We start from the raw sequence: 19,291 nt of genomic DNA, 5'->3' as shown, positions 1-19,291 counted from the left end.
GTGCTCGTCGCCGGCCTGCTGACGGTGCTCCTGCCGCTGCTGTGGCAGGCACCAAGCTTGAAGGGTTGATTCCATGACTATGGTCGGTTGGCTCCAGATCATCGTGTTCTGCATCATCATCGTCGCACTCACAAAACCGCTCGGCTGGTACATGACGCGGGTGTTCGGCGGCGAGCGGACGTTCCTGTCGCCCGTCCTGCGTCCGATCGAGGCCGGCATATATTGGATATGCGGTGTCGACGAGAAGCGCGAGCAGCATTGGATGACCTACACGGTCGCCATGCTGCTGTTCCACGTCGGCGGCTTCCTCGTCATCTACGGCGTGATGAGGCTCCAGGCCGTGTTGCCCTTCAATCCGGCCGGGCAGGGCGCAGTCGCTCCGGACCTTTCCTTCAACACGGCGATCTCCTTTCTCACCAACACCAACTGGCAGAACTACGGCGGCGAGAGCACGCTGTCTTATCTCGTCCAGATGCTCGGATTGACCCATCAGAACTTCCTGTCGGCGGCAACCGGAATCGCGTTGGCGGTGGCGCTGATCCGCGGCTTCTCGCGTGCGTCGATGCGTACGGTCGGCAATTTCTGGGTCGACGTCACACGCTGCACACTTTACGTGCTGCTGCCGATTTGCGTCGTCTACACACTGTTCCTGGTCTGGCAGGGCATCCCGCAGACGCTGGGAGCCTACGTCGAGGCGACTACGCTTGAAGGCGCCAAGCAGACCATCGCGGTCGGCCCGGTGGCATCCCAGGTCGCGATCAAGATGCTGGGCACCAATGGCGGCGGCTTCTTCAACGCCAACGCCGCGCATCCGTTCGAGAATCCGACCGCGCTGTCGAACTTCGTGCAGATGCTGTCGATCTTCGCGATCGGAGCTGCGATGACCAACGTGTTCGGCCGCATGGTCGGCAACCAGCGCCAGGGTTGGGCGATCCTCGCCGTCATGGGCGTGCTGTTCCTGGCCGGTGTTGCCGTCACCTACTGGGCGGAGGCCAGCGGCACCTCGACGCTCCACGCGCTGGGCCTGACCGGCGGCAACATGGAGGGCAAGGAGGTCCGCTTCGGCATCGTTGCGTCCTCGCTGTTCGCCGTCATCACCACCGCTGCCTCGTGCGGCGCCGTCAACGCCATGCACGACAGCTTCACAGCGCTCGGCGGCATGATCCCGCTGATCAACATCGAGCTCGGCGAGATCATCGTCGGCGGTGTCGGCGCCGGCATGTACGGCATGCTGCTGTTCGTCATCCTCGCGATCTTCGTCGCAGGCCTGATGGTCGGCCGCACGCCGGAATATGTCGGCAAGAAGATCGAGGCGCGCGAGGTCAAGATGGCGATGCTGGCCATCCTGGTGCTGCCGCTGATGATCCTCGGCTGGACCGCCGTCGGTGTGGTCTATCCGGCAGCCGTCGCCTCGATGGCAAATGCCGGACCGCATGGCTTCACCGAAGTGCTCTACGCCTATACGTCGGCGGCCGGGAACAACGGCTCCGCCTTCGCAGGTCTCACGGGCAATACCCTCTTCTACAATCTCACGCTCGCCAGCGCGATGTTCGTCGGTCGCTTCTTCATGATCGTGCCGGCGATGGCGATCGCGGGGTCGCTCGCGGCGAAGAAATCGATCCCGCCGTCCATGGGCACGTTCCCGACCACCGGCGGCCTGTTCGTCGGCCTCGTCGTCGGCGTCATCCTGATCGTGGGCGGCCTGACTTTCTTCCCGGCACTCGCGCTCGGTCCGATCGTCGAGCATCTGGCGATGAACGCCGGCAACCTGTTCTGATCGTCTGGAGTGACCGCCATGGATACGACCAATCCGCACAAAAAGGCGCCGACGTCGGCAATGCTCGATCCCAGGATCGTGGTGCCCGCGATTCGCGCCTCCTTCACCAAGCTCGATCCGCGACTGATGATCAAGAACCCCGTGATGTTCGTGGTCGAGATCGTCGCTGCGCTGACCACATTGATCTTCCTGCGCGACCTCGTCACCGCCGAGAACAATCTCGGCTTCACCTTCCAGATCATCGTCTGGCTCTGGTTCACGGTGCTGTTCGCCAATTTCGCCGAGGCGGTGGCCGAGGGCCGCGGCAAGGCGCAGGCCGAGACGCTGCGCAAGACCCGTACCGAAAGCCAGGCCAAGCTCCTGACCGGCGCCGGCGCCGCCTTCGAGCTCGTGCCGGGCACGAGCCTGAAGGTCGGCGATCTCGTGCTGGTCGAGGCGGGCGACACGATTCCCTCGGACGGCGAGGTGATCGAAGGCGTCGCATCGGTCAATGAGGCCGCCATCACCGGCGAGTCCGCTCCCGTCATCCGCGAATCCGGCGGCGACCGCTCTGCAGTCACGGGCGGCACGCAGGTGCTGTCGGACTGGATCCGCGTCCGCATCACGGCAGCCCAGGGCTCGACCTTCATCGATCGCATGATCAAGCTGGTCGAGGGCGCCGAGCGGCAGAAGACGCCGAACGAGATCGCGCTCAACATCCTGCTTGCCGGACTCACCATCATCTTCGTGTTCGCCACCGTGACGATCCCGAGCTATGCGGCCTATGCCGGCGGCTCGATCTCGGTGGTCGTGCTGGTCGCGCTGTTCGTGACGCTGATCCCGACCACCATTGGCGCGCTGTTGTCCGCCATCGGCATTGCCGGCATGGACCGTCTGGTGCGCTTCAACGTGCTGGCGATGTCGGGCCGCGCCGTCGAGGCCGCCGGCGACGTCGATACGCTCCTGCTCGACAAGACCGGGACCATCACGCTCGGCAACCGGCAGGCGACCGCGTTCCGTCCCCTGCGCGGTGTCACCGAGCAGGAGCTTGCGGACGCGGCCCAGCTCGCATCGCTCGCGGACGAGACGCCGGAGGGCCGGTCGATCGTCGTGCTGGCCAAGGACAAATACGGCATCCGCGGCCGCGACATGGCCGAGCTTGGCGCCACCTTCATCCCGTTTACGGCACAGACCCGCATGAGCGGCGTCGATGCCGGCGGCTCGTCCGTGCGCAAGGGCGCGGTCGATGCCATGCTGAACTATGTCGGCGGCGGCGCGCCGCTGGCGTTGGCCTCAGGCAACACCGCCCGTGCCATCCAGCCCGCGACGCTCTCGGAGACCGGCCGCGAGCTTCAGACGATCGCCGACGAGATATCGAAGGCCGGCGGCACGCCGCTGGCTGTCGCCAGGGACGGCAAGCTGCTCGGAATCGTCCAGCTCAAGGACATCGTCAAGGGCGGCATCCGCGAGCGTTTCGCCGAGCTGCGCCGCATGGGCATCCGCACCATCATGATCACTGGCGACAATCCGATGACGGCGGCGGCGATCGCGGCGGAGGCCGGCGTCGACGACTTCCTGGCGCAGGCAACTCCCGAGGACAAGCTCAGGCTGATCCGCGACGAGCAGGCCAAGGGCAAGCTGGTCGCCATGTGCGGCGACGGCACCAACGACGCGCCGGCGTTGGCGCAGGCCGATGTCGGCGTCGCCATGAACACCGGCACCCAGGCCGCCCGCGAGGCCGGCAACATGGTCGACCTCGATTCCAATCCGACCAAGCTGATCGAGGTGGTCGAGATCGGCAAGCAGCTCTTGATGACGCGCGGCGCGCTGACGACGTTCTCGATCGCCAACGACGTCGCCAAGTATTTTGCGATCATCCCGGCGATGTTTCTCGCGTTCTACCCCCAGCTCACCGTGCTCAACGTCATGAACCTGTCGAGCCCACAGAGCGCCATCCTGTCGGCGATCATCTTCAACGCGCTCGTCATCATCGCGCTGATTCCGCTCGCGCTGAAAGGCGTCGCCTATCGCGCCGTCGGTGCCGGCGCGCTGCTGCGGCGCAACCTCTTGATCTACGGCCTCGGCGGCATCGTCATTCCCTTCATCGGTATCAAGGCGATTGATCTCGTCGTGACCGCCTTGCACCTGGCCTAACCCCGCCATTGCGAGGGCAGCGAAGCAATTCAGAAATGCCTCCTCAGCCCACAGCCTGGATTGCTTCGTCGCTTCGCTCCTCGCAATGACGAAGAAATCGGAGACCTAACATGCTCAGAGAAATCCGCCCCGCCGTCGTCCTCCTCCTGGTTCTCACCGCCATCACGGGTCTGGCCTATCCCCTGGCGATGACCGCCATCGCCGGCGCGCTGTTTCCGGCGCAGGCAGAGGGCAGTCTGATCGAGAAGGACGGCAAGGTCGTCGGCTCAACCCTGATCGGGCAGGAGTTCAGAGACGACAAGTACTTCCACGGCCGCCCGTCGGCAACCCTGGCCCCGGACCCCAATGATGCGACCAAGACGGTGTCGGCTCCCTACAACGCCGCCAATTCGGGCGGCTCCAATCTCGGCCCGACCAGCAAGGCGCTGGCCGACCGGCTGAAGGAGGATGTTGAGAAGCGCGAGGCTGAGAATCCGAACCGGCCGGCGCCGGTCGATCTCGTGACGACCTCGGCCAGCGGTCTCGATCCGAATATCTCGCCCGAAGCGGCGCAATTCCAGGTGCCACGGGTGGCGAAGGCGCGAAATCTGCCGGAGGACGTGCTCAAGCAGCTCGTTGCTGCGAACACCGAGGGCCGGCTGCTCGGCCTGCTCGGCGAACCCCGGGTTAACGTATTGGCGCTGAATCTCGCGCTCGATCGGGCGGCGGCGAAGTAGCGGTCTAGGCTCGCCGTGCCCAGATGATTATATTGGAAAGATGGTCCGAGAGCGCCGCGATCCCGAACAACGTCCGTCCCCGGAGGCGCTGCTGGAGGCAGCGCGCCGGGAGGAGGATGCGACCGGCAAGCTGAAGATCTTCGTCGGCGCCGCCCCCGGCGTCGGCAAGACCTACGAGATGCTGCAGAGCGCCCACGCCAAGCGCAAGGCCGGCGTCGATGTCGTGGTCGGCTTCGTCGAGACCCATGGCCGCGCCGAGACCGAAGCGTTGGTGCGCGACCTCGAAGTTGTCCCGCGCAAGAAGTTTGACTACCGCGGCCAGATCGTGGAGGAGATGGACCTCGATGCCGTGATCGCGCGGCGGCCAAGGATCGCGCTGGTCGACGAGCTCGCCCACACCAACGCGGCCGGCAGCCGCCATCCCAAGCGGTATCTCGACGTCGAGGAGTTGCTGTCCCACGGCATCGACGTCTACACCGCCGTCAACATCCAGCACATCGAGAGCCTGAACGACGTCGTTGCCCAGATCACCCATGTCCGGGTGCGCGAGACGGTGCCCGATTCCGTGTTCGACCGCGCCGATGCGATCGAGCTGATCGACCTCACGCCCGACGATCTGATCCAGCGCCTGAAAGAGGGCAAGGTCTATGTGCCACGGCAAGCCGAGCGGGCGCTGGAGCACTATTTCTCGCCGGGCAATCTGACCGCCTTGCGCGAGCTCGCTTTGCGGCGCACCGCCGAGCGGGTCGACGAACAGCTGCTCACCCACATGCAGGCGAATGCGATTCCCGGGCCGTGGGCCGCGGGCGAGCGCATCCTCGTCTGCGTCAGCGAGGATCCGCGCGCGGCTGGCCTCGTGCGCTACACCAAGCGGCTGGCGGACCGGCTGCATGCGCCGTTCACCGCGATATCGATCGAGACGCGGCGATCCCTGCAACTGTCCGACGAGCAGCGCGACCGGCTGGCCGATACGCTGCGGCTCGCCGAATCGCTCGGCGGCGAGGCGCTGACCATTCCGGCCGCCGGCCGCCGTATCGCCGATGACGTTGTCGGCTTCGCGCAAGGCAACAACGTCACCCAGATCGTGATCGGCAAGTCCACCCGTTCGCGCTGGTTCGAGATGACGCGCGGCTCTGTCGTCCATGACCTGGTTCGCCGCGCGGGCAATATCAGCGTTCACGTGATCCCGGGCGAAGAACTTTCGGCCGAGGGGGCGCCCAAGACGTCGGTACAGACCGCTGCGCGATCCGAGCCGTTCAATCCGCTGCCCCATCTGAAGGCGCTGGGCATCGTCCTGATCGGCCTCGGCGCCGCCGTACTGCTCCAGCCGCGGTTCGGCATCGAGAACGTCGACCTCGTGCTGTTGACCGCGGTGGTTGCGGTCGCGGTGCGGTATGGATTGTGGCCGTCGCTGCTTGCCAGCATTGCAGCCTCGCTTGCCTACAATTTCTTCTTCCTTCCGCCGGTCTACACTTTCACGATCACCGATCCGACCAACGTTGCGGCGTTCTTCTTCTTCATGTTGATCGCCATACTGATCTCCAATCTCGCGGCGCGCGTGCGCACGCAAGCCGACGCCGCCATCGGCCGGATCAGGATGTCCGAGCACCTCTACGCTTTCAGTCGCAAGCTCGCGGGCACCGCGACGCTCGACGACGTGCTGTGGGCGACAGCCTACCAGATCGCATTGATGCTGAAGGTCCGCGTGGTGCTTCTGCTGCCGGAAGAAGGCTTGCTCACGGTGAAATCCGGCTATCCGCCCGAAGACGAGCTCGACCAGGCTGATCTCGCCGCGGCCAACTGGGCCTGGAGCAACGACCGCCCCGCCGGCCGTGGCTCGGATACGTTGCCCGGTGCAAAACGGCTGTTCCTGCCGATGCGTACGGGGCGCGGCCCGATCGGCGTCATCGGCATCGACGACGACCGCAGCGGGCCGCTGCTGACGCCGGACCAGCGCCGGCTGCTCGATGCGCTGGTCGATCAGGGTGCGCTGGCGATCGAGCGCGTGCTGCTGGTCGAGGATATGGACCGCGTCAAGCGCACCGTCGAATCCGAACGTTTGCGCTCCGCGCTCCTGACCTCGATCTCGCACGATTTGAAGACACCGCTCGCCTCGGTGCTGGGCGCGGCCTCGACTATGCGCGATCTCGCCGCGGCCTTGTCCGACGCCGAGAAGCGCGACCTGCTCGCCACCGTCATCGACGAATCCGAGCGGCTCAACCGCTTCATCGCCAACCTGCTCGACATGACCAAGCTCGAATCCGGCGCCGTCGTGCCCAACACGGCGCTGCACGATCTCGGCGAGATCGTGGGCAGCGCGCTGCGCAGGGCAGCCAAGATCCTTGAAGACCACAAGGTCGAGCTGGTGCTGGCCGCCGATCTGCCGATGCTGCAGCTCGATGCCGTGCTGTTCGAGCAGGTGCTGTTCAACCTGCTCGACAACGCCGCCAAATATTCGCCGCCCGACACCACGATCTCGATCCGCGGCCGGCGCGACGGCGATCATGTCGTGCTCGAGATCTCGGACGAGGGGGCCGGCATCCCGCCGGACGAGCTCGAGAGCGTGTTCGACAAGTTCTACCGCGTGCAGAAGGGCGACCATGTCCGCCCCGGTACGGGCCTTGGCCTTGCCATCTCGCGCGGCTTCGTCGAGGCGATGCGCGGCACGATCTCGGCCGCGAGCCGCAGCGACCGCAGCGGCGCTGTCCTCACCATCCGTCTTCCCGTTCCGGCACTAAGCCGCGCATTGGATACCGCCGCATGAGCGCTGCGCCGATCAAGGTCCTGGTCATCGACGACGAGCCGCCGATCCGCAAATTGCTGCGGATGGGGCTGACGACGCAAGGCTATGAAATCCTGGAGGCGTCGAACGGCAAGATTGCGCTGGAGAAGCTCGTTGAGGAGCCGGCGCTGATCATTCTCGATCTCGGCCTGCCCGACGTTCAGGGGCATGAACTGCTGCGCACCCTCCGCGCCCGCAACGAGGCCGTACCGATCGTGGTATTGTCGAGCCGCGGCGACGAGGCCGGCAAAGTGCAGGCGCTCGATCTCGGTGCCGACGACTATCTGACCAAGCCGTTCGGCATGGACGAGCTGCTGGCCCGCCTGCGCGCCGCGCTGCGGCATCAGCTTCAGGTCCAGGGAGAGCGTCCGGTATTCCGTACCGGCGATCTCTCGGTCGATCTCGTCCGCCGCATCGTCAAGGTCGGCGATCGTGACGTCAAGCTGTCGCCGAAGGAATATGACCTTCTGCGCGTGCTCGTGCAGCACGCCGGCAAGGTGCTGACCCATCGTTTCCTGCTGAGGGAACTCTGGGACGAGCTGACCGACGCGCAATACTTACGCGTCTACGTCCGTCAGCTCCGGCAGAAGATCGAAGCAGATCCGGAACGGCCGCAATATGTGCTGACGGAGACGGGGATCGGGTATCGGTTGAGGGCGGGGGATTAGTCTCGCTGCCATTCCCGGGCGCGCCCCTTGGCGCGAGCCCGGAATCCATTTCTCCGCTCGTCGCATTTGGGATGATGGATTCCGGGTTCGATGCTTCGCATCGCCCCGGAATGACAAGCTATCCCGCCTTCCTCTGCCGCGCGGTCGATCGGTGCGTCTTTCGCGCGGCGCGTTGTCGCCCGGTCGTCCGCCGCGCGTGGGACTTGGCCGCCGTCTTTTTCCCGCCACGCCCCTTCAGGCTCTGCTTCAGTGCGTCCATCAGGTTGACCACGTTGCTCGGTCGCTCCGCGCGCTCAGGCGGTTCGATTGTCTTGCCGCTGGCCTTGCGCTTCACCAGCGCCTTCAGCGCGGTCTCGTACTCGTCCTTGAACTTGCCGGGATCGAAATGCGCGGCCTTGGTCTGGAGGATGTGGCCGGCGAGCTCGACCATGTCCTTGGTGATCTTCGGGCTCTTGATGTCGCCGAAGAACTCACCCTCGTCGCGGAGCTCGTAGGGAAAGCGCAGCGTGGTGCCGAGCAGGCCCTTGCCGAGTGGCTCGATCGCCATGATGTGTTCGCGGTTGGTGAGCACGATCTTGGCGAGCGCCACGCGCTCCTGGTCCTTCATGGCGTCGCGGATCACCGCGAACGCATCGACCGCGGCCTTGCCATCGGGCGCGATGTAATAGGGATGGTTGAGATAGCGCTGGTCGATCTCCTCGCTCGGCACGAAGCTCTCGATGTCGATGGTGTGATTGCTCTCGATCTGGACGGCCTCGAGCTCCTCCGGTTCGATCTCGACATATTTGCCCTTGCGCAGCTCGTAACCGCGGCCCTTCTGGTCGCTCTCGACGATGTCGCCGGTCTCGGCATCGATCATCTGCTGCTTGAGCCGGTTCCCGGTCTCGCGGTTGATCAGGTGAAATCGCGTCTTCTCGGCTGACGTTGTCGCGGGGTAGAGCACGACGGGACAGCCGACCAGCGACAGCTTCAACGTTCCCTTCCAATAGGCGCGGGGGGCCATGCAATTCTCCAGCGTTCTCAAGGCGATTTGGAACCCCAACCCTCCCGTTGGGTTTTGGTTCCGGGTGGGACTTTGGCCGTGATAGGCTGAACGCCGAAAGAGAAGCGGGACCGGTCGTGCTGCAAAAACTCTCCACTTACCGACAGAAGCGTGACTTCGAGAAGACGCCCGAGCCGTCGGGCAAGACCGCAGTGACGTCATCGAAGCAGCGGCGCTTCGTGATCCAGAAGCACGATGCGAGCCGGCTGCACTACGATCTCAGGCTCGAATTCGACGGCGTGTTCAAGTCCTGGGCCGTGACGAAAGGACCCTCGCTCGACCCGCACGACAAGCGGCTGGCGGTCGAGGTGGAAGACCATCCACTCGACTATGGCGATTTCGAAGGCACGATTCCGGAAGGACAGTATGGCGGCGGCACGGTGATGCTGTGGGACCGCGGGACCTGGGAATCGGAAGACGCCGAGCATGGCTTCAAGAAGGGCGATTTGAAGTTCACCCTGCATGGCGAGAAACTGCACGGCAGCTGGGTGCTGGTGCGCATGCGCAACCGCGGGGGCGAGAAGCGCACCAACTGGCTCCTGATCAAGCACCGCGACGAATTTGTCCGCGAGGGCAAGGACAACGACATTCTCGACGAGGACAGATCGGTCGCCTCCGGCCGTGCGATGGAGCAGATCGCCGAAGGCAGGGGCCGCGCGCCAAAACCGTTCATGCTGGCGAAAGGTGCCAGGACCAAGGCCGACGCGGTCTGGCAATCCAATCGGGCTGACGAGGCGAAGGGGCGTGCGATCAAGCCGGCGCCGCGCGCGATGTTGAAGGCCGACAAGATCTCCAAAGCCAAGGCGGCAAAGAAAAGGGCCACGACGGCGACGAATGCGAAGAAGGTTGCGGCGATGCCGGACTTCGTGGCGCCGCAACTCTGCACGCTGGTGGAGCGGCCGCCGGCCGGCGAGGGCTGGTGCCACGAGATCAAGTTCGACGGCTATCGCGTGCAGCTCCGGGTCGAGGACGGCGAGGCGACGCTCAAGACGCGCAAGGGCCTCGACTGGACGGAAAAGTTCGGGTCCATCGCCAAGGAAGCGGCTGCGCTGCCGGACGTGATGATCGACGGCGAGATCGTCGCGCTCGACCACAATGGCGCGCCGAACTTCTCCTCGCTGCAGGCTGCGCTGTCGGACGGCAAGACCGACGAGTTGATTTTCTTTGCCTTCGACCTTCTCTTCGCCGAGGGCCAGGATTACCGCCGGCTGCCGCTCGGCGAGCGCAAGGCCCAGCTCAAGAAGTTGCTGGAGAAGAGCAAGCGGAAATCGACCCAGATCCGCTATGTCGAGCACTTCGAGAGCGGCGGCGACGCGGTGCTGCAATCGGCCTGCAAGCTCGAGCTTGAAGGCGTGGTGTCGAAGAAGCTGGATGCGCCCTATCGTTCGGGGCGCACCGAGAGCTGGGTCAAATCGAAATGTCGCGCCGGCCACGAAGTGGTGATCGGCGGCTACAAGACCACCAACGGCAAATTCCGCTCCCTGATGGCGGGCGTGCAGCGCGGCGATCATCTCGCCTTCGTCGGCATGGTCGGCACCGGCTTCGGCGCCGACAAGGTCAAGCGCATCATGCCGTCGTTGAAGGCGATGGCGGCGAAGGATAGCCCGTTCGGCGGCAAGAATGCCCCGAAGAAGACGCGCGAGGTGCACTGGCTGAAGCCGGAGCTGGTCGCGGAGATCGAGTTCGCCGGCTTCACCGCGGACGGCAATATTCGCCAGGCGGCGTTCAAGGGCCTGCGGCAGGACAAGCCCGCCGAGGAGGTCGAGGCGGAGACGCCCGTCGACACCGAGCTCGCCGAGCCCACGGCCAGAAAGCGCGCGACGAAGGCGGCCAAGCGATCGAAGGACGCTGGCACGGCCAAGGTGATGGGCGTCGTCATCTCCAAGCCGGACAAGGAGCTGTGGCCGGATGTCGGAGATGGCGAGGGCGTGACGAAGCTTGATCTCGCCCGCTATTTCGAGGCGGTCGGGACCTGGATGATCGAACATCTGAAGGGCCGCCCGTGCTCGATCGTGCGGGCGCCCGACGGCATCGGTGGCGAGACGTTCTTCCAGCGCCATGCCATGCAGGGCACCTCGAATTTGCACGAACTGGCCAAGGTCTCGGGCGATCGTAAACCCTATTTGCAAATTGATCGCGTTGAAGGGCTTGCCGCCGTTGCACAGATCGGCGGCGTCGAGCTGCATCCCTGGAACTGCGCGCCAGACGCCTATGATACGCCGGGTCGGCTGGTGTTCGATCTCGATCCGGCGCCGGATGTCGAGTTCGCCGACGTCGTCGAGGCGGCCAAGGAGATGCGGCAGCGGCTGATCGACATCGGCATGGAGAGCTTCTGCAAGACCACGGGCGGCAAGGGCCTGCACGTCGTCGTGCCGCTGCGCCACGGCGCACGCGACAAGGTGAGCTGGAAGGAAGCCAAGGCTTTCGCGCAAGGCGTCTGCCAGTGGATGGCCGATGACGATCCTGAGCGCTATCTGCTCAACATGTCGAAGAAGCTGCGCAAGGGGAAGATCTTCCTCGACTATCTCCGCAACGATCGCATGTCGACGGCAGTGGCGCCGTTATCGCCGCGGGCGCGCGCGGGGGCCACGGTGTCGATGCCGGTCACCTGGGCCCAGGTGAAGAGCGATCTCGATCCGAAGCGATATACGGTGCGAACCGTGCCGGGCTCGCTGCCGCGGTCGAAGGCGTGGGAGGGCTATGATGATGCGGCCGCTTCGATCAAGTCCGCGATCAAGAAACTCGCGGGGAAGATGAAGTAGGTCCTTGCTGGGCGCAACTCTCGTAGGGAGGGCAAAGCGTAAGCGTGCCCACGATCTTTTTCTTTGCGACGAATAGGTGGGCACGGCGCGAGAGCGCCTTTGCCCACCCTACGCAATCCTCGTTGTGCCGCTAGATCCTTCCCATCAGCAGCAGGATCAGCAGGATGACGATGACGAGCCCGAGGCCGCCGCCGCCGTAATAGCCGGTGCCATAGAACGGGCCGCCGCCGATGCCGCTGAAGCCGCCAAGCAGGGCGATGACCAAAATGATCAGAATGATCGTACCGATTGACATGCGAATCTCCTCCAGCCCTTTGATGAAAGGGTCGTTTGCACCTGTCCCGTGGTGCGAGGGCAACTTGCCGCAGGTTTTAAAGTTCCGACCATGGAAACAGCGGTTGCAGGATCGGGTTGCATGGAACGTTTGACGTTCCAGCCGGCATGATTATGTGAGATCAGTCTCACAGGGCCGAGCCATGTCAGCACCGCTTGTCGTTTCAATTCCGCACCGTCTCGGCCGCGAGGAGGCGGTGCGCCGGCTCAAGACCGGGCTTGGCCGCGCCGCCGCCAGCATTCCGGTGATGCAGGTTGAGGAGGAGCGGTGGAGCGGAGACACGATGAATTTCCGAATCCGCGCGCTCGGACAGGTCGCGACGGGTCAGGTCGACGTCGGCGATGATCAGGTCCGGGTCGAGGTGGTGCTGCCCTGGCTATTGCAGCGCTTTGCCGAGATGGCGCAGGCCACGATCAAGAAGCGCGGGCAGTTGCTGCTGACCAAGGGCGAGGGAAAGTAATTCAGGCGCGCACGCGGGGCCGTGCGCGCCTGATGGCATCCGCCGTGCGGGCCTCGATGACGGAGGCGGGAAAATCACGGAAGGCCTGCGAGAGCGGCAGCTCGTTGCCGGCAAAACCCGCCGCAGCATAGCCCGTGACATCGACGGTCGCGTCGAATCCCTCGAGCGTGGGCCACTCCCGCCCCGCTTGCGTGAAGGGTGCGAAATGACGCCCGACCACGATGATTGCGGCAGCGCGGCCGTGGCGGCGGGCGAAGGCAATGACATGATCGGCATGTGCGCCGCGCACCGCCAGCGGCTCGTAGTCGCCTTGAGCGAAAACGTCGGCGAGTTCGTTGCGCAGCTTGAGAAGGCGCCGTGTCCAGGCCAGCTTGATCAGGCCGTCCGGCCAGCTCTTGATCAGGCCCCGCCAATCCGGATCTTCCAGCGCGCCCAGCGCCGCATGCCGCGCGGCAAAGTCCACCGGGCGACGGTTGTCCGGGTCGACCAGCGACAGGTCCCAGAACTCGGTGCCCTGATAGAAGTCGGGCACGCCGGGCAGCGTCGCCTTCAGGGTGAGCTGGGTCAGCGAATTCAACAGGCCGAGCAGTGCGAGGCGGCGCGCCAGCGTTTGCAGCGCCTCCAGGAATTCGCCTGACAGCGCGGGGTCGAGAATCTTGTCGACGAAGCTCTTCACGCCGTTCTCGTAGGCCTCGTGCGGATTGAGCCAGCTGGTCTCCTCCTTGCCCTCGCGCGCGGCCTTCAGCGCATAGGCCTGGATGCGCTCGACGAAGCCGGCATCGATCGTCTCGCCCAGCGGCCAGGCCCCGAGCAGCGTCTGGTAGAGCATGTACTCGAACGTCGCCGACGGCGCGCGGAGATTGCCGTGGAGCGCGAGGTGCGGCGCGTTCAACACCTTCCACCGCGAAACCGCGCTGGTCCATTCGCCGGAAATTTCGCTGAGTGCCGCGATCCGCGCGCGGGCGTCCTCGCCGCGTTTGGTGTCATGCGTGGCGGTTGCCGTCATTCCCATCGGCCATTCCTTGGCGCGGGCCTGGAGGGCCTCGTGGAAAGCGGGAATGGTGAGCCCGTTGCTGGCGGGATCGCCGCCGACTTCGTTCAGGGCGAGCAGCCGGTGGAACTGGTAGAAGGCAGTGTCCTCCAGCGACTTCGCCATCACGGGACCTGTGAATTGCTGCACCTTCAGCGCGAAGCGGCGGACACGCGGGACGCTGTGTGGCGGGCGGCCGGGCTTGAGCAGGTCCATGGTCAGCGCGTCGCGCAGGAAATCGAAGATGCCTTCGTCCGCGGCGAACCATTCCGAACGGGCGCGCGCGATGGTGTCGTCGATCAGCTTGCGGTCGGGGGCTGTTGGGCCGCTGTGGGTCAGATAGGTGCGGTAAACCGGGAAATGCAGCACATAGAGTTCCAGCGCCTGCCGCAGGCTGTCGGCGGAGAAATCGCGGGTCGAGTAATGCCCGTTGGCGATGCGGGCGAGCAGGCGCGTCAGCACGGTGAATTCGCTGGTGAGCAGCGTCTCCAGCACGCGCCGCTTGGCGTCCTTGACGTAAGGCGCAAGCCGCGGCGGCCGGTTGCTGATCTGCCGCCAGGTCTCGTCCAGCGCCGCCAGCCCCTTGGCGTCGACCAGAACCTGGGTGATGACGTTCATCCATTCATAACCGGTGGTGCCCTGGACGCCGGCGAAGTGTGGCAGGCGTTCGTGCTCGCACAGGATCTTCTCGATCACCGTATAGAACGGCTTCGTGTTGCCTTGCGCGTCGCGCACCAGCCGGCGCAGGCGCTGGCAATATTGGGCAGGATCGCGCAGGCCGTCGATGTGATCGAGCCGAATTCCCTGCAATTTGCCATCGACGATGAGCTGCTTCACCAGCCGGTGCGTGGCGGCAAATGTGCTCGCATCCTCGACGCGCAGACCTGCCAGTCCGTTGACGTCGAAGAAGCGGCGATAGTTGATGTCGCTGGAGGCGAGCCGCCAATGCCCGAGCTTGTAATGCTGGCGCTCCAGTAAATGATGCAGCGCCAGCGTCTGCGCGGGGCGATCCTTGGCGGCCCGATAGGCTGCAAGGCCGCGTGCGATGATCCCGGCGGCTCCCCCGATCTCCCTGAGCTCCGACTTGAAGGCGGGAGCTTCCTTGCGGTTGGGTCGGCGCAATCCAGTGTAGCGCGCCGCGAGCGCGAGCAGGCTTTGACCGGCCTCCGTCTCGGCGGCATCGGCTTCCTTCACGATCATGCGCAGCATCTCGCCATAGCGCTCGGGCGCGATGGGCAGGCGATGCTCGAAATACCAGGCGGAGAAGCTTCCCTGATCCGGATCATAGCGCAGCTCGATGTCGCCGCGCTCGAGCGCCTCGCCGTAGGACGAGCCGAGGATCGGCAGCAGCACGCCGCCGCGGGCGCGGTAGGCGAGCTGATCCCAGTCGATGTCGAACGAGACCGCGTGCGGTGAGGCCTGGCCCCATTCCAGCACGTCCAGCCACCAGGGATTGTCGGCGAAATGCACGCCGACATGGTTGGGCACGAAGTCGATGATGAGGCCGAGATCGTTTTGCCTGAGGGCCTCGCTCAGCCGCGCGAAGCCGGCTTCGCCGCCGAGCTCCGGATTGAACAGGCCGTGATCGACGGTGTCGTAACCATGGGTCGAGCCCTTGCGGGCCTTCATCACCGGCGAGGCGTAGAGATGCGTGATGCCCAGCGCCTTGAGGTAAGGAACGACCGCGGTTGCCTTGTCGAAGTCGAAATCGGCGGTGAGTTGAAGCCGGTAGGTCGCGAGAGGAATGGCGGGAGGCATGTCAACCTCCGAGGCGCCAGACCACCGACCAGGGCGGAAGCCGCTCGCCGGCTTCACCGCCCCAGATCGGCCTGCCGGCGCTGACATCGGACGTGATCTCCTGGTCCGACAGATTGGCGGTCAGGCCCAAAGTCAAGCCGTCCCCCATGCGCCAATGCGCGGTGAGCAGGCCGTTGTCGGCAGCATTGGCCTCGCCGAAAGCCGCTCCCTTCAGTCGTGGCATGATCTCCTTGCGGCGAACCGCGAGCAGTTGCCGCACCAGGGTGAGCCGTGCGTCCTGCCCCGCAGTGCGGCCGGTCCAGTCGAGCATGGCGGATTGCAGCGTGGCCGGATCGAGCGGGTCGGGCACCTCCTCGCCGTATTTCTCGTAGGCCCAGGCATATTCCTGCTTGCGACCCTTGCGGACGGCGTCGGCCAGTCCGCCCTGGAAATCGCAGAAGAACGGGAAGGGCACCGTCGAGCCCCATTCCTCGCCCTGAAACAGCATCGGCACCATCGGCGCGAGCAGGGTCACCGCGAGCGCGGCTTCGATCTGCTGGGGCGATGCCAGGCTTTCGAGCCGATCGCCGAGCGGACGGTTGCCGATCTGATCGTGGTTCTGCAGGAAGTTGACGAAGGTCGCCGGCGGCAGCTCGCCGCTCGGCTCACCGCGCGGCTTCTTGCCCCAGAACTCCGAGACCTCGCCCTGATAGACGAAGCCGGACGCCAGCGCGCGCGCCAGATCGAGGCGCGGCGTTTGATAATCCGCGTAGTAGCCGGCGAGCTCGCCCGTGAGCATCACGTGCCAGACGTGGTGATAGTCGTCGTTCCACTGCGCGCGATATTTTCCGTTTGGTGGATTCTGCGCGGCGTCGAGCAGGCTGGCGCGATTGTCGCCGTTCTCCAGCACGAGATGGATCTGCCGCCCCGTCGCCTTGGCGAGCTCGCCGGCGGCGACGCTGAGGTCCTGCAGCATCGACTGCTCGCCGGGGATCGCCATGATGTGGTTTGCGGCATCCAGCCTCAGGCCGTCGAAACGGTAGTCGCCGAGCCAGGACAGCGCGTTCTCGACCGCGAACGCGCGCACCTGCGGCACGCGATAGTCGATCGCGCTGCCCCACGGCGTGTGCGCGTCGGTGAAGAAGGCCGGCGCATAGCGGCCGAGATAATTCCCTTCGGGGCCGAAATGATTGTAGACGACGTCGAGGAACACCATCAGCCCGCGCAGATGCGCCTCGTCGATCAGCGTCTTCAGGTCTTCGGGGCGGCCGTAGGCGCTGTCGGGCGCATACCACAGCACGCCGTCATAGCCCCAGCCGCGGCGTCCTGCGAAATCGGCCAGCGGCATCAGCTCCAGCGCGGTGATGCCGGTTGCCGCGAGATGATCGAGCTTATCGATCATGGCGCGGTAAGAACCTGCAGGCGTGAAGGTGCCGACATGGGTCTCGATCAGCACCGTTTCTTCCCACGGGCGACCGCGCCAGTCCCGCGCACGCCATGAAAAGGCATCGTGATCGATCACCTCGCTCGGGCCGAACACATCCTCGGGCTGAAAAGCCGAAGCCGGATCGGGCACGTCGAGTTCGTCGTTGATCCTGAACGCGTAACGACTGCCCACGGGAAGGCCGGCAATATCGGCGACATACCAGCCATCCTGGCGGCGCTGCATCGCGTGCCTTCGGTCGAGCAGAAGGTCGACGCGGCGCGCGGCGGGCGCCCACAGCCGGAACGACACGCCGTCCTTCGTCGGCTTCGCCCCGAAGGATGGTCTCATAGCGCCCCCGCGAAGGCGAGCACGGAGCGTGGCGGCGCCTTGCTGTCGCTTCCGGGCGGGAAGTCGATCGTGTTCAGCTTGGCATCCGTCGTGTTCAGGATCTGCTGCCAGCTTTTGTATTCGGTCATTTTGGGCAATTTGAATGTGATCTCTTCGGGGGCGGCGTTCAGTACGATAAAGATCGCGGCGCTACCGGGTTCCATCGGTCCCATCACATAGGAGAGAAACCTGCCTTCCGGGAATTTCCAGTCGTTCTCTGTCATCTCGTCGCCGGCGGGCGTCAACCACAGCGCGCCGTAGGAGAGGCCGTCCGCCGGCCGCCCGTCGAGCCAGCGATGGCTGCGAAGCTGCGAGAACCGGCGGCGGATCTGGGCAAGATGAGCGACGAAATCGACCATGTCGTCGCCCTCCTTGCCGAGATTGTCCCAGCCGACCCAGCCGATCTCGTTGTCCTGGCAATAGGCGTTGTTGTTGCCGGATTGCGAGTTGCCGACCTCGTCGCCGGCGAGGATCAGTGGAACGCCCTGCGCAAGCATCAGACAGGCGAGCACGTTCTTGCGAAGCTGGCGGCGCAGGCCGATGATTTCAGGATCGTCGGTCGGGCCCTCGACACCGCAATTGTTGCTGTGGTTGTCGTTGGAGCCGTCGCGATTGTCCTCGCCGTTGGCCGCGTTATGCTTCTCGTTGTAGCTGAAGAGGTCGGCGAGCGTGAAGCCGTCGTGGACGGTGATGTGGTTGATGCTTGCGCGCGGCCGCCGTCCGTCATGGTTGAACAAGTCGGAGGACGCTGTCATGCGGCTGGAAATGTCACCGATCAGGCTGCCTTCGCCGCTCCAGTAGCGGCGCATGGCGCTGCGATAGCGATCGTTCCATTCCGACCATTGCGAGGGAAATGCGCCGACCTGGTAACCGCCGAGGCCGAGGTCCCAGGGCTCGGCGACGAGCTTGACGGTCGCCAGCACCGGATCCTGCCGGATCGCGGTCAGGAATGAGATGCCGCGATCAAAGCCGTTCGGGCCCCGCGCGAGCGTGGTGGCGAGGTCGAAGCGGAAGCCGTCGACATGGCAGACCTCGACCCAGTATCGCAGCGAGTCCATCACCATCTGCAGCACGCGCGGATGGGTGAGGTTCACCGACGAGCCGCAGCCGGTGAAGTCGTCGTAATAGCGCGGGTTTTGGCGGTTCAGCCAGTAATAGGAGGCGTTGTCGATGCCGCGGTAGCATAGCGTCGGGCCGAGGTGATTGCCCTCGGCTGTGTGATTGTAGACGACGTCGAGCATCACCTCGATGCCGGCATCGTGCAGGCGCGCCACCGTGGTGCGGAAGGAGTCGAGCGCGTTGTCCTGGGCATAGCGCGGCTCGGGCGCGAAGAAAGACAGCGTGTTGTAGCCCCAGTAATTGACGAGCTTCTTCTCCACCAGAATGCGGTCGTCGACGAAGCTGTGCACCGGCAGCAACTCGACCGTGGTGACGCCGAGCTTCTTCAGGTGCTCGATCATCGCCGGCGAGGACAGGCCGCCATAGGTGCCTCGCAGGTTCGGCGGCACGTCGTCGCGCTTCTGCGTCAGACCCTTGACGTGAGCCTCGTAGATGACGGTGTCTTCCCAGGGAATGTTGGGACGGATCTCGCGGCGGCCCCAGTTGAAGGTCTCGTCGACCACGACGGCCTTGGGCATGCCGCGCGCGTTGTCGCGGCGGTCGAAGGAGAGATCCTCTCGCGGGCTCCCGGTGCGGTACGCAAAATGCGCATCGCTCCAGACCAGCCGTCCCGAGAGCCGCTTGGCATAGGGGTCGAGCAGCAGCTTGTTGGCGTTGAAGCGATGGCCGTGCTCGGGCTCATAGGGGCCGTGAACGCGATAGCCGTAGAGCTGACCGGGCGAGACGTCGTTGAGATAGCCATGCCAGACGTCCTCGGTTTTTTCCGGCAGTTCGATGCGCTCGAGCTCGCGGCGGCCCTGGGTGTCGAACAGGCAGAGCTCGACCTTCTGTGCGTTGGCGGAGAACAGCGCGAAATTGGTGCCGCGTCCGTCCCAGCTTGCGCCGAGGCGTGCGGGCGATCCAGCAGTCAGGCGCATG

The 19,291-nt window shown here is 65.0% G+C and carries 12 protein-coding genes; 7 read left to right on the top strand and 5 right to left on the bottom strand.

The features are described 5' to 3' along the window. Positions 1–73: 73 nt before the first annotated feature. The 5 genes from kdpA (at position 74) to RX330_RS30340 (ending at position 8,076) form a co-directional block, all read left to right on the top strand. Positions 74–1,777, top strand: a complete 1,704-nt coding sequence (gene kdpA / locus RX330_RS30360; protein ID WP_317240931.1) for a potassium-transporting ATPase subunit KdpA — start codon at positions 74–76, stop codon at positions 1,775–1,777. Between the two features lie 18 nt (positions 1,778–1,795). Next, positions 1,796–3,910 carry a potassium-transporting ATPase subunit KdpB gene (kdpB, locus tag RX330_RS30355; RefSeq protein WP_317240930.1) on the top strand — a complete coding sequence of 705 codons (2,115 nt, stop codon included), beginning with the start codon at positions 1,796–1,798 and terminating at the stop codon, positions 3,908–3,910. A gap of 110 nt (positions 3,911–4,020) precedes the next feature. Continuing rightward, on the top strand, positions 4,021–4,626 hold the full coding sequence (locus RX330_RS30350; protein WP_317240929.1) for a K(+)-transporting ATPase subunit C: 606 nt from the start codon (positions 4,021–4,023) through the stop codon (positions 4,624–4,626). A gap of 40 nt (positions 4,627–4,666) precedes the next feature. After that, on the top strand, positions 4,667–7,390 hold the full coding sequence (locus tag RX330_RS30345; RefSeq protein WP_317240928.1) for a sensor histidine kinase KdpD: 2,724 nt from the start codon (positions 4,667–4,669) through the stop codon (positions 7,388–7,390). Beyond that, a complete protein-coding gene (locus tag RX330_RS30340; protein WP_317240927.1) occupies positions 7,387–8,076 on the top strand; it encodes a response regulator transcription factor in 690 nt (229 codons plus the stop codon). Before RX330_RS30345 ends, RX330_RS30340 begins: the two co-directional genes overlap by 4 nt. 118 nt (positions 8,077–8,194) lie before the next feature. Here RX330_RS30340 and RX330_RS30335 read toward each other — a convergent pair whose 3' ends face one another. Then, positions 8,195–9,079, bottom strand: a complete 885-nt coding sequence (locus RX330_RS30335; protein WP_212088682.1) for a Ku protein — start codon at positions 9,077–9,079, stop codon at positions 8,195–8,197. 116 nt (positions 9,080–9,195) lie between these two features. Here RX330_RS30335 and ligD point away from each other — a divergent pair, with 116 nt between their 5' ends. Beyond that, positions 9,196–11,880, top strand: a complete 2,685-nt coding sequence (gene ligD, locus RX330_RS30330) for a DNA ligase D (protein ID WP_317240926.1) — start codon at positions 9,196–9,198, stop codon at positions 11,878–11,880. Between the two features lie 130 nt (positions 11,881–12,010). Here the strand turns inward: ligD and RX330_RS30325 are convergent, their stop codons facing one another. Next, positions 12,011–12,175 (bottom strand): DUF3309 family protein, encoded by a 165-nt coding sequence (locus tag RX330_RS30325; protein ID WP_018318514.1) that lies wholly within the window; start codon positions 12,173–12,175, stop codon positions 12,011–12,013. A 181-nt stretch (positions 12,176–12,356) separates the two neighbouring features. Between RX330_RS30325 and RX330_RS30320 the strand changes: the two genes are divergently transcribed. Continuing rightward, positions 12,357–12,674 carry a polyhydroxyalkanoic acid system family protein gene (locus RX330_RS30320; protein WP_212088686.1) on the top strand — a complete coding sequence of 106 codons (318 nt, stop codon included), beginning with the start codon at positions 12,357–12,359 and terminating at the stop codon, positions 12,672–12,674. Between the two features lies 1 nt (position 12,675). On the opposite strand, the gene treY is transcribed toward RX330_RS30320, so the two are convergent. The 3 genes from treY to glgX are packed head-to-tail and all read right to left on the bottom strand — an operon-like array spanning position 12,676 to position 19,290. Beyond that, the gene (gene treY / locus RX330_RS30315; RefSeq protein ID WP_317240925.1) at positions 12,676–15,462 is read right to left on the bottom strand and encodes a malto-oligosyltrehalose synthase; all 2,787 of its coding nucleotides are present in this window, start codon (positions 15,460–15,462) and stop codon (positions 12,676–12,678) included. 1 nt (position 15,463) lies between these two features. Then, positions 15,464–17,215, bottom strand: coding sequence for a malto-oligosyltrehalose trehalohydrolase (treZ, locus tag RX330_RS30310; protein WP_317240924.1), 1,752 nt, complete (start codon positions 17,213–17,215; stop codon positions 15,464–15,466). Then, on the bottom strand, positions 17,212–19,290 hold the full coding sequence (gene glgX / locus RX330_RS30305; protein WP_317240923.1) for a glycogen debranching protein GlgX: 2,079 nt from the start codon (positions 19,288–19,290) through the stop codon (positions 17,212–17,214). The genes treZ and glgX overlap by 4 nt, the downstream gene beginning before the upstream one ends. Between the last annotated feature and the right edge of the window lies 1 nt (position 19,291).

This window comes from Bradyrhizobium sp. NDS-1, assembly GCF_032918005.1.
GTDB classification, from domain to species: domain Bacteria; phylum Pseudomonadota; class Alphaproteobacteria; order Rhizobiales; family Xanthobacteraceae; genus Bradyrhizobium; species Bradyrhizobium tunisiense.
This window is presented reverse-complemented; position numbering and strand designations above follow the sequence as displayed.

Bases quoted from the DNA above. Each gene is read 5' to 3' on its own strand.
- RX330_RS30325 (WP_018318514.1), bottom strand. From the start codon at position 12,175: ATGTCAATCGGTACGATCATTCTGATCATTTTGGTCATCGCCCTGCTT.
- kdpA (WP_317240931.1), top strand. From the start codon at position 74: ATGACTATGGTCGGTTGGCTCCAGATCATCGTGTTCTGCATCATCATC.
- RX330_RS30350 (WP_317240929.1), top strand. From the start codon at position 4,021: ATGCTCAGAGAAATCCGCCCCGCCGTCGTCCTCCTCCTGGTTCTCACC.
- kdpB (WP_317240930.1), top strand. From the start codon at position 1,796: ATGGATACGACCAATCCGCACAAAAAGGCGCCGACGTCGGCAATGCTC.
- glgX (WP_317240923.1), bottom strand. From the start codon at position 19,290: ATGCGCCTGACTGCTGGATCGCCCGCACGCCTCGGCGCAAGCTGGGAC.
- RX330_RS30320 (WP_212088686.1), top strand. From the start codon at position 12,357: ATGTCAGCACCGCTTGTCGTTTCAATTCCGCACCGTCTCGGCCGCGAG.
- treY (WP_317240925.1), bottom strand. From the start codon at position 15,462: ATGCCTCCCGCCATTCCTCTCGCGACCTACCGGCTTCAACTCACCGCC.
- treZ (WP_317240924.1), bottom strand. From the start codon at position 17,215: ATGAGACCATCCTTCGGGGCGAAGCCGACGAAGGACGGCGTGTCGTTC.
- RX330_RS30340 (WP_317240927.1), top strand. From the start codon at position 7,387: ATGAGCGCTGCGCCGATCAAGGTCCTGGTCATCGACGACGAGCCGCCG.
- RX330_RS30345 (WP_317240928.1), top strand. From the start codon at position 4,667: ATGGTCCGAGAGCGCCGCGATCCCGAACAACGTCCGTCCCCGGAGGCG.
- RX330_RS30335 (WP_212088682.1), bottom strand. From the start codon at position 9,079: ATGGCCCCCCGCGCCTATTGGAAGGGAACGTTGAAGCTGTCGCTGGTC.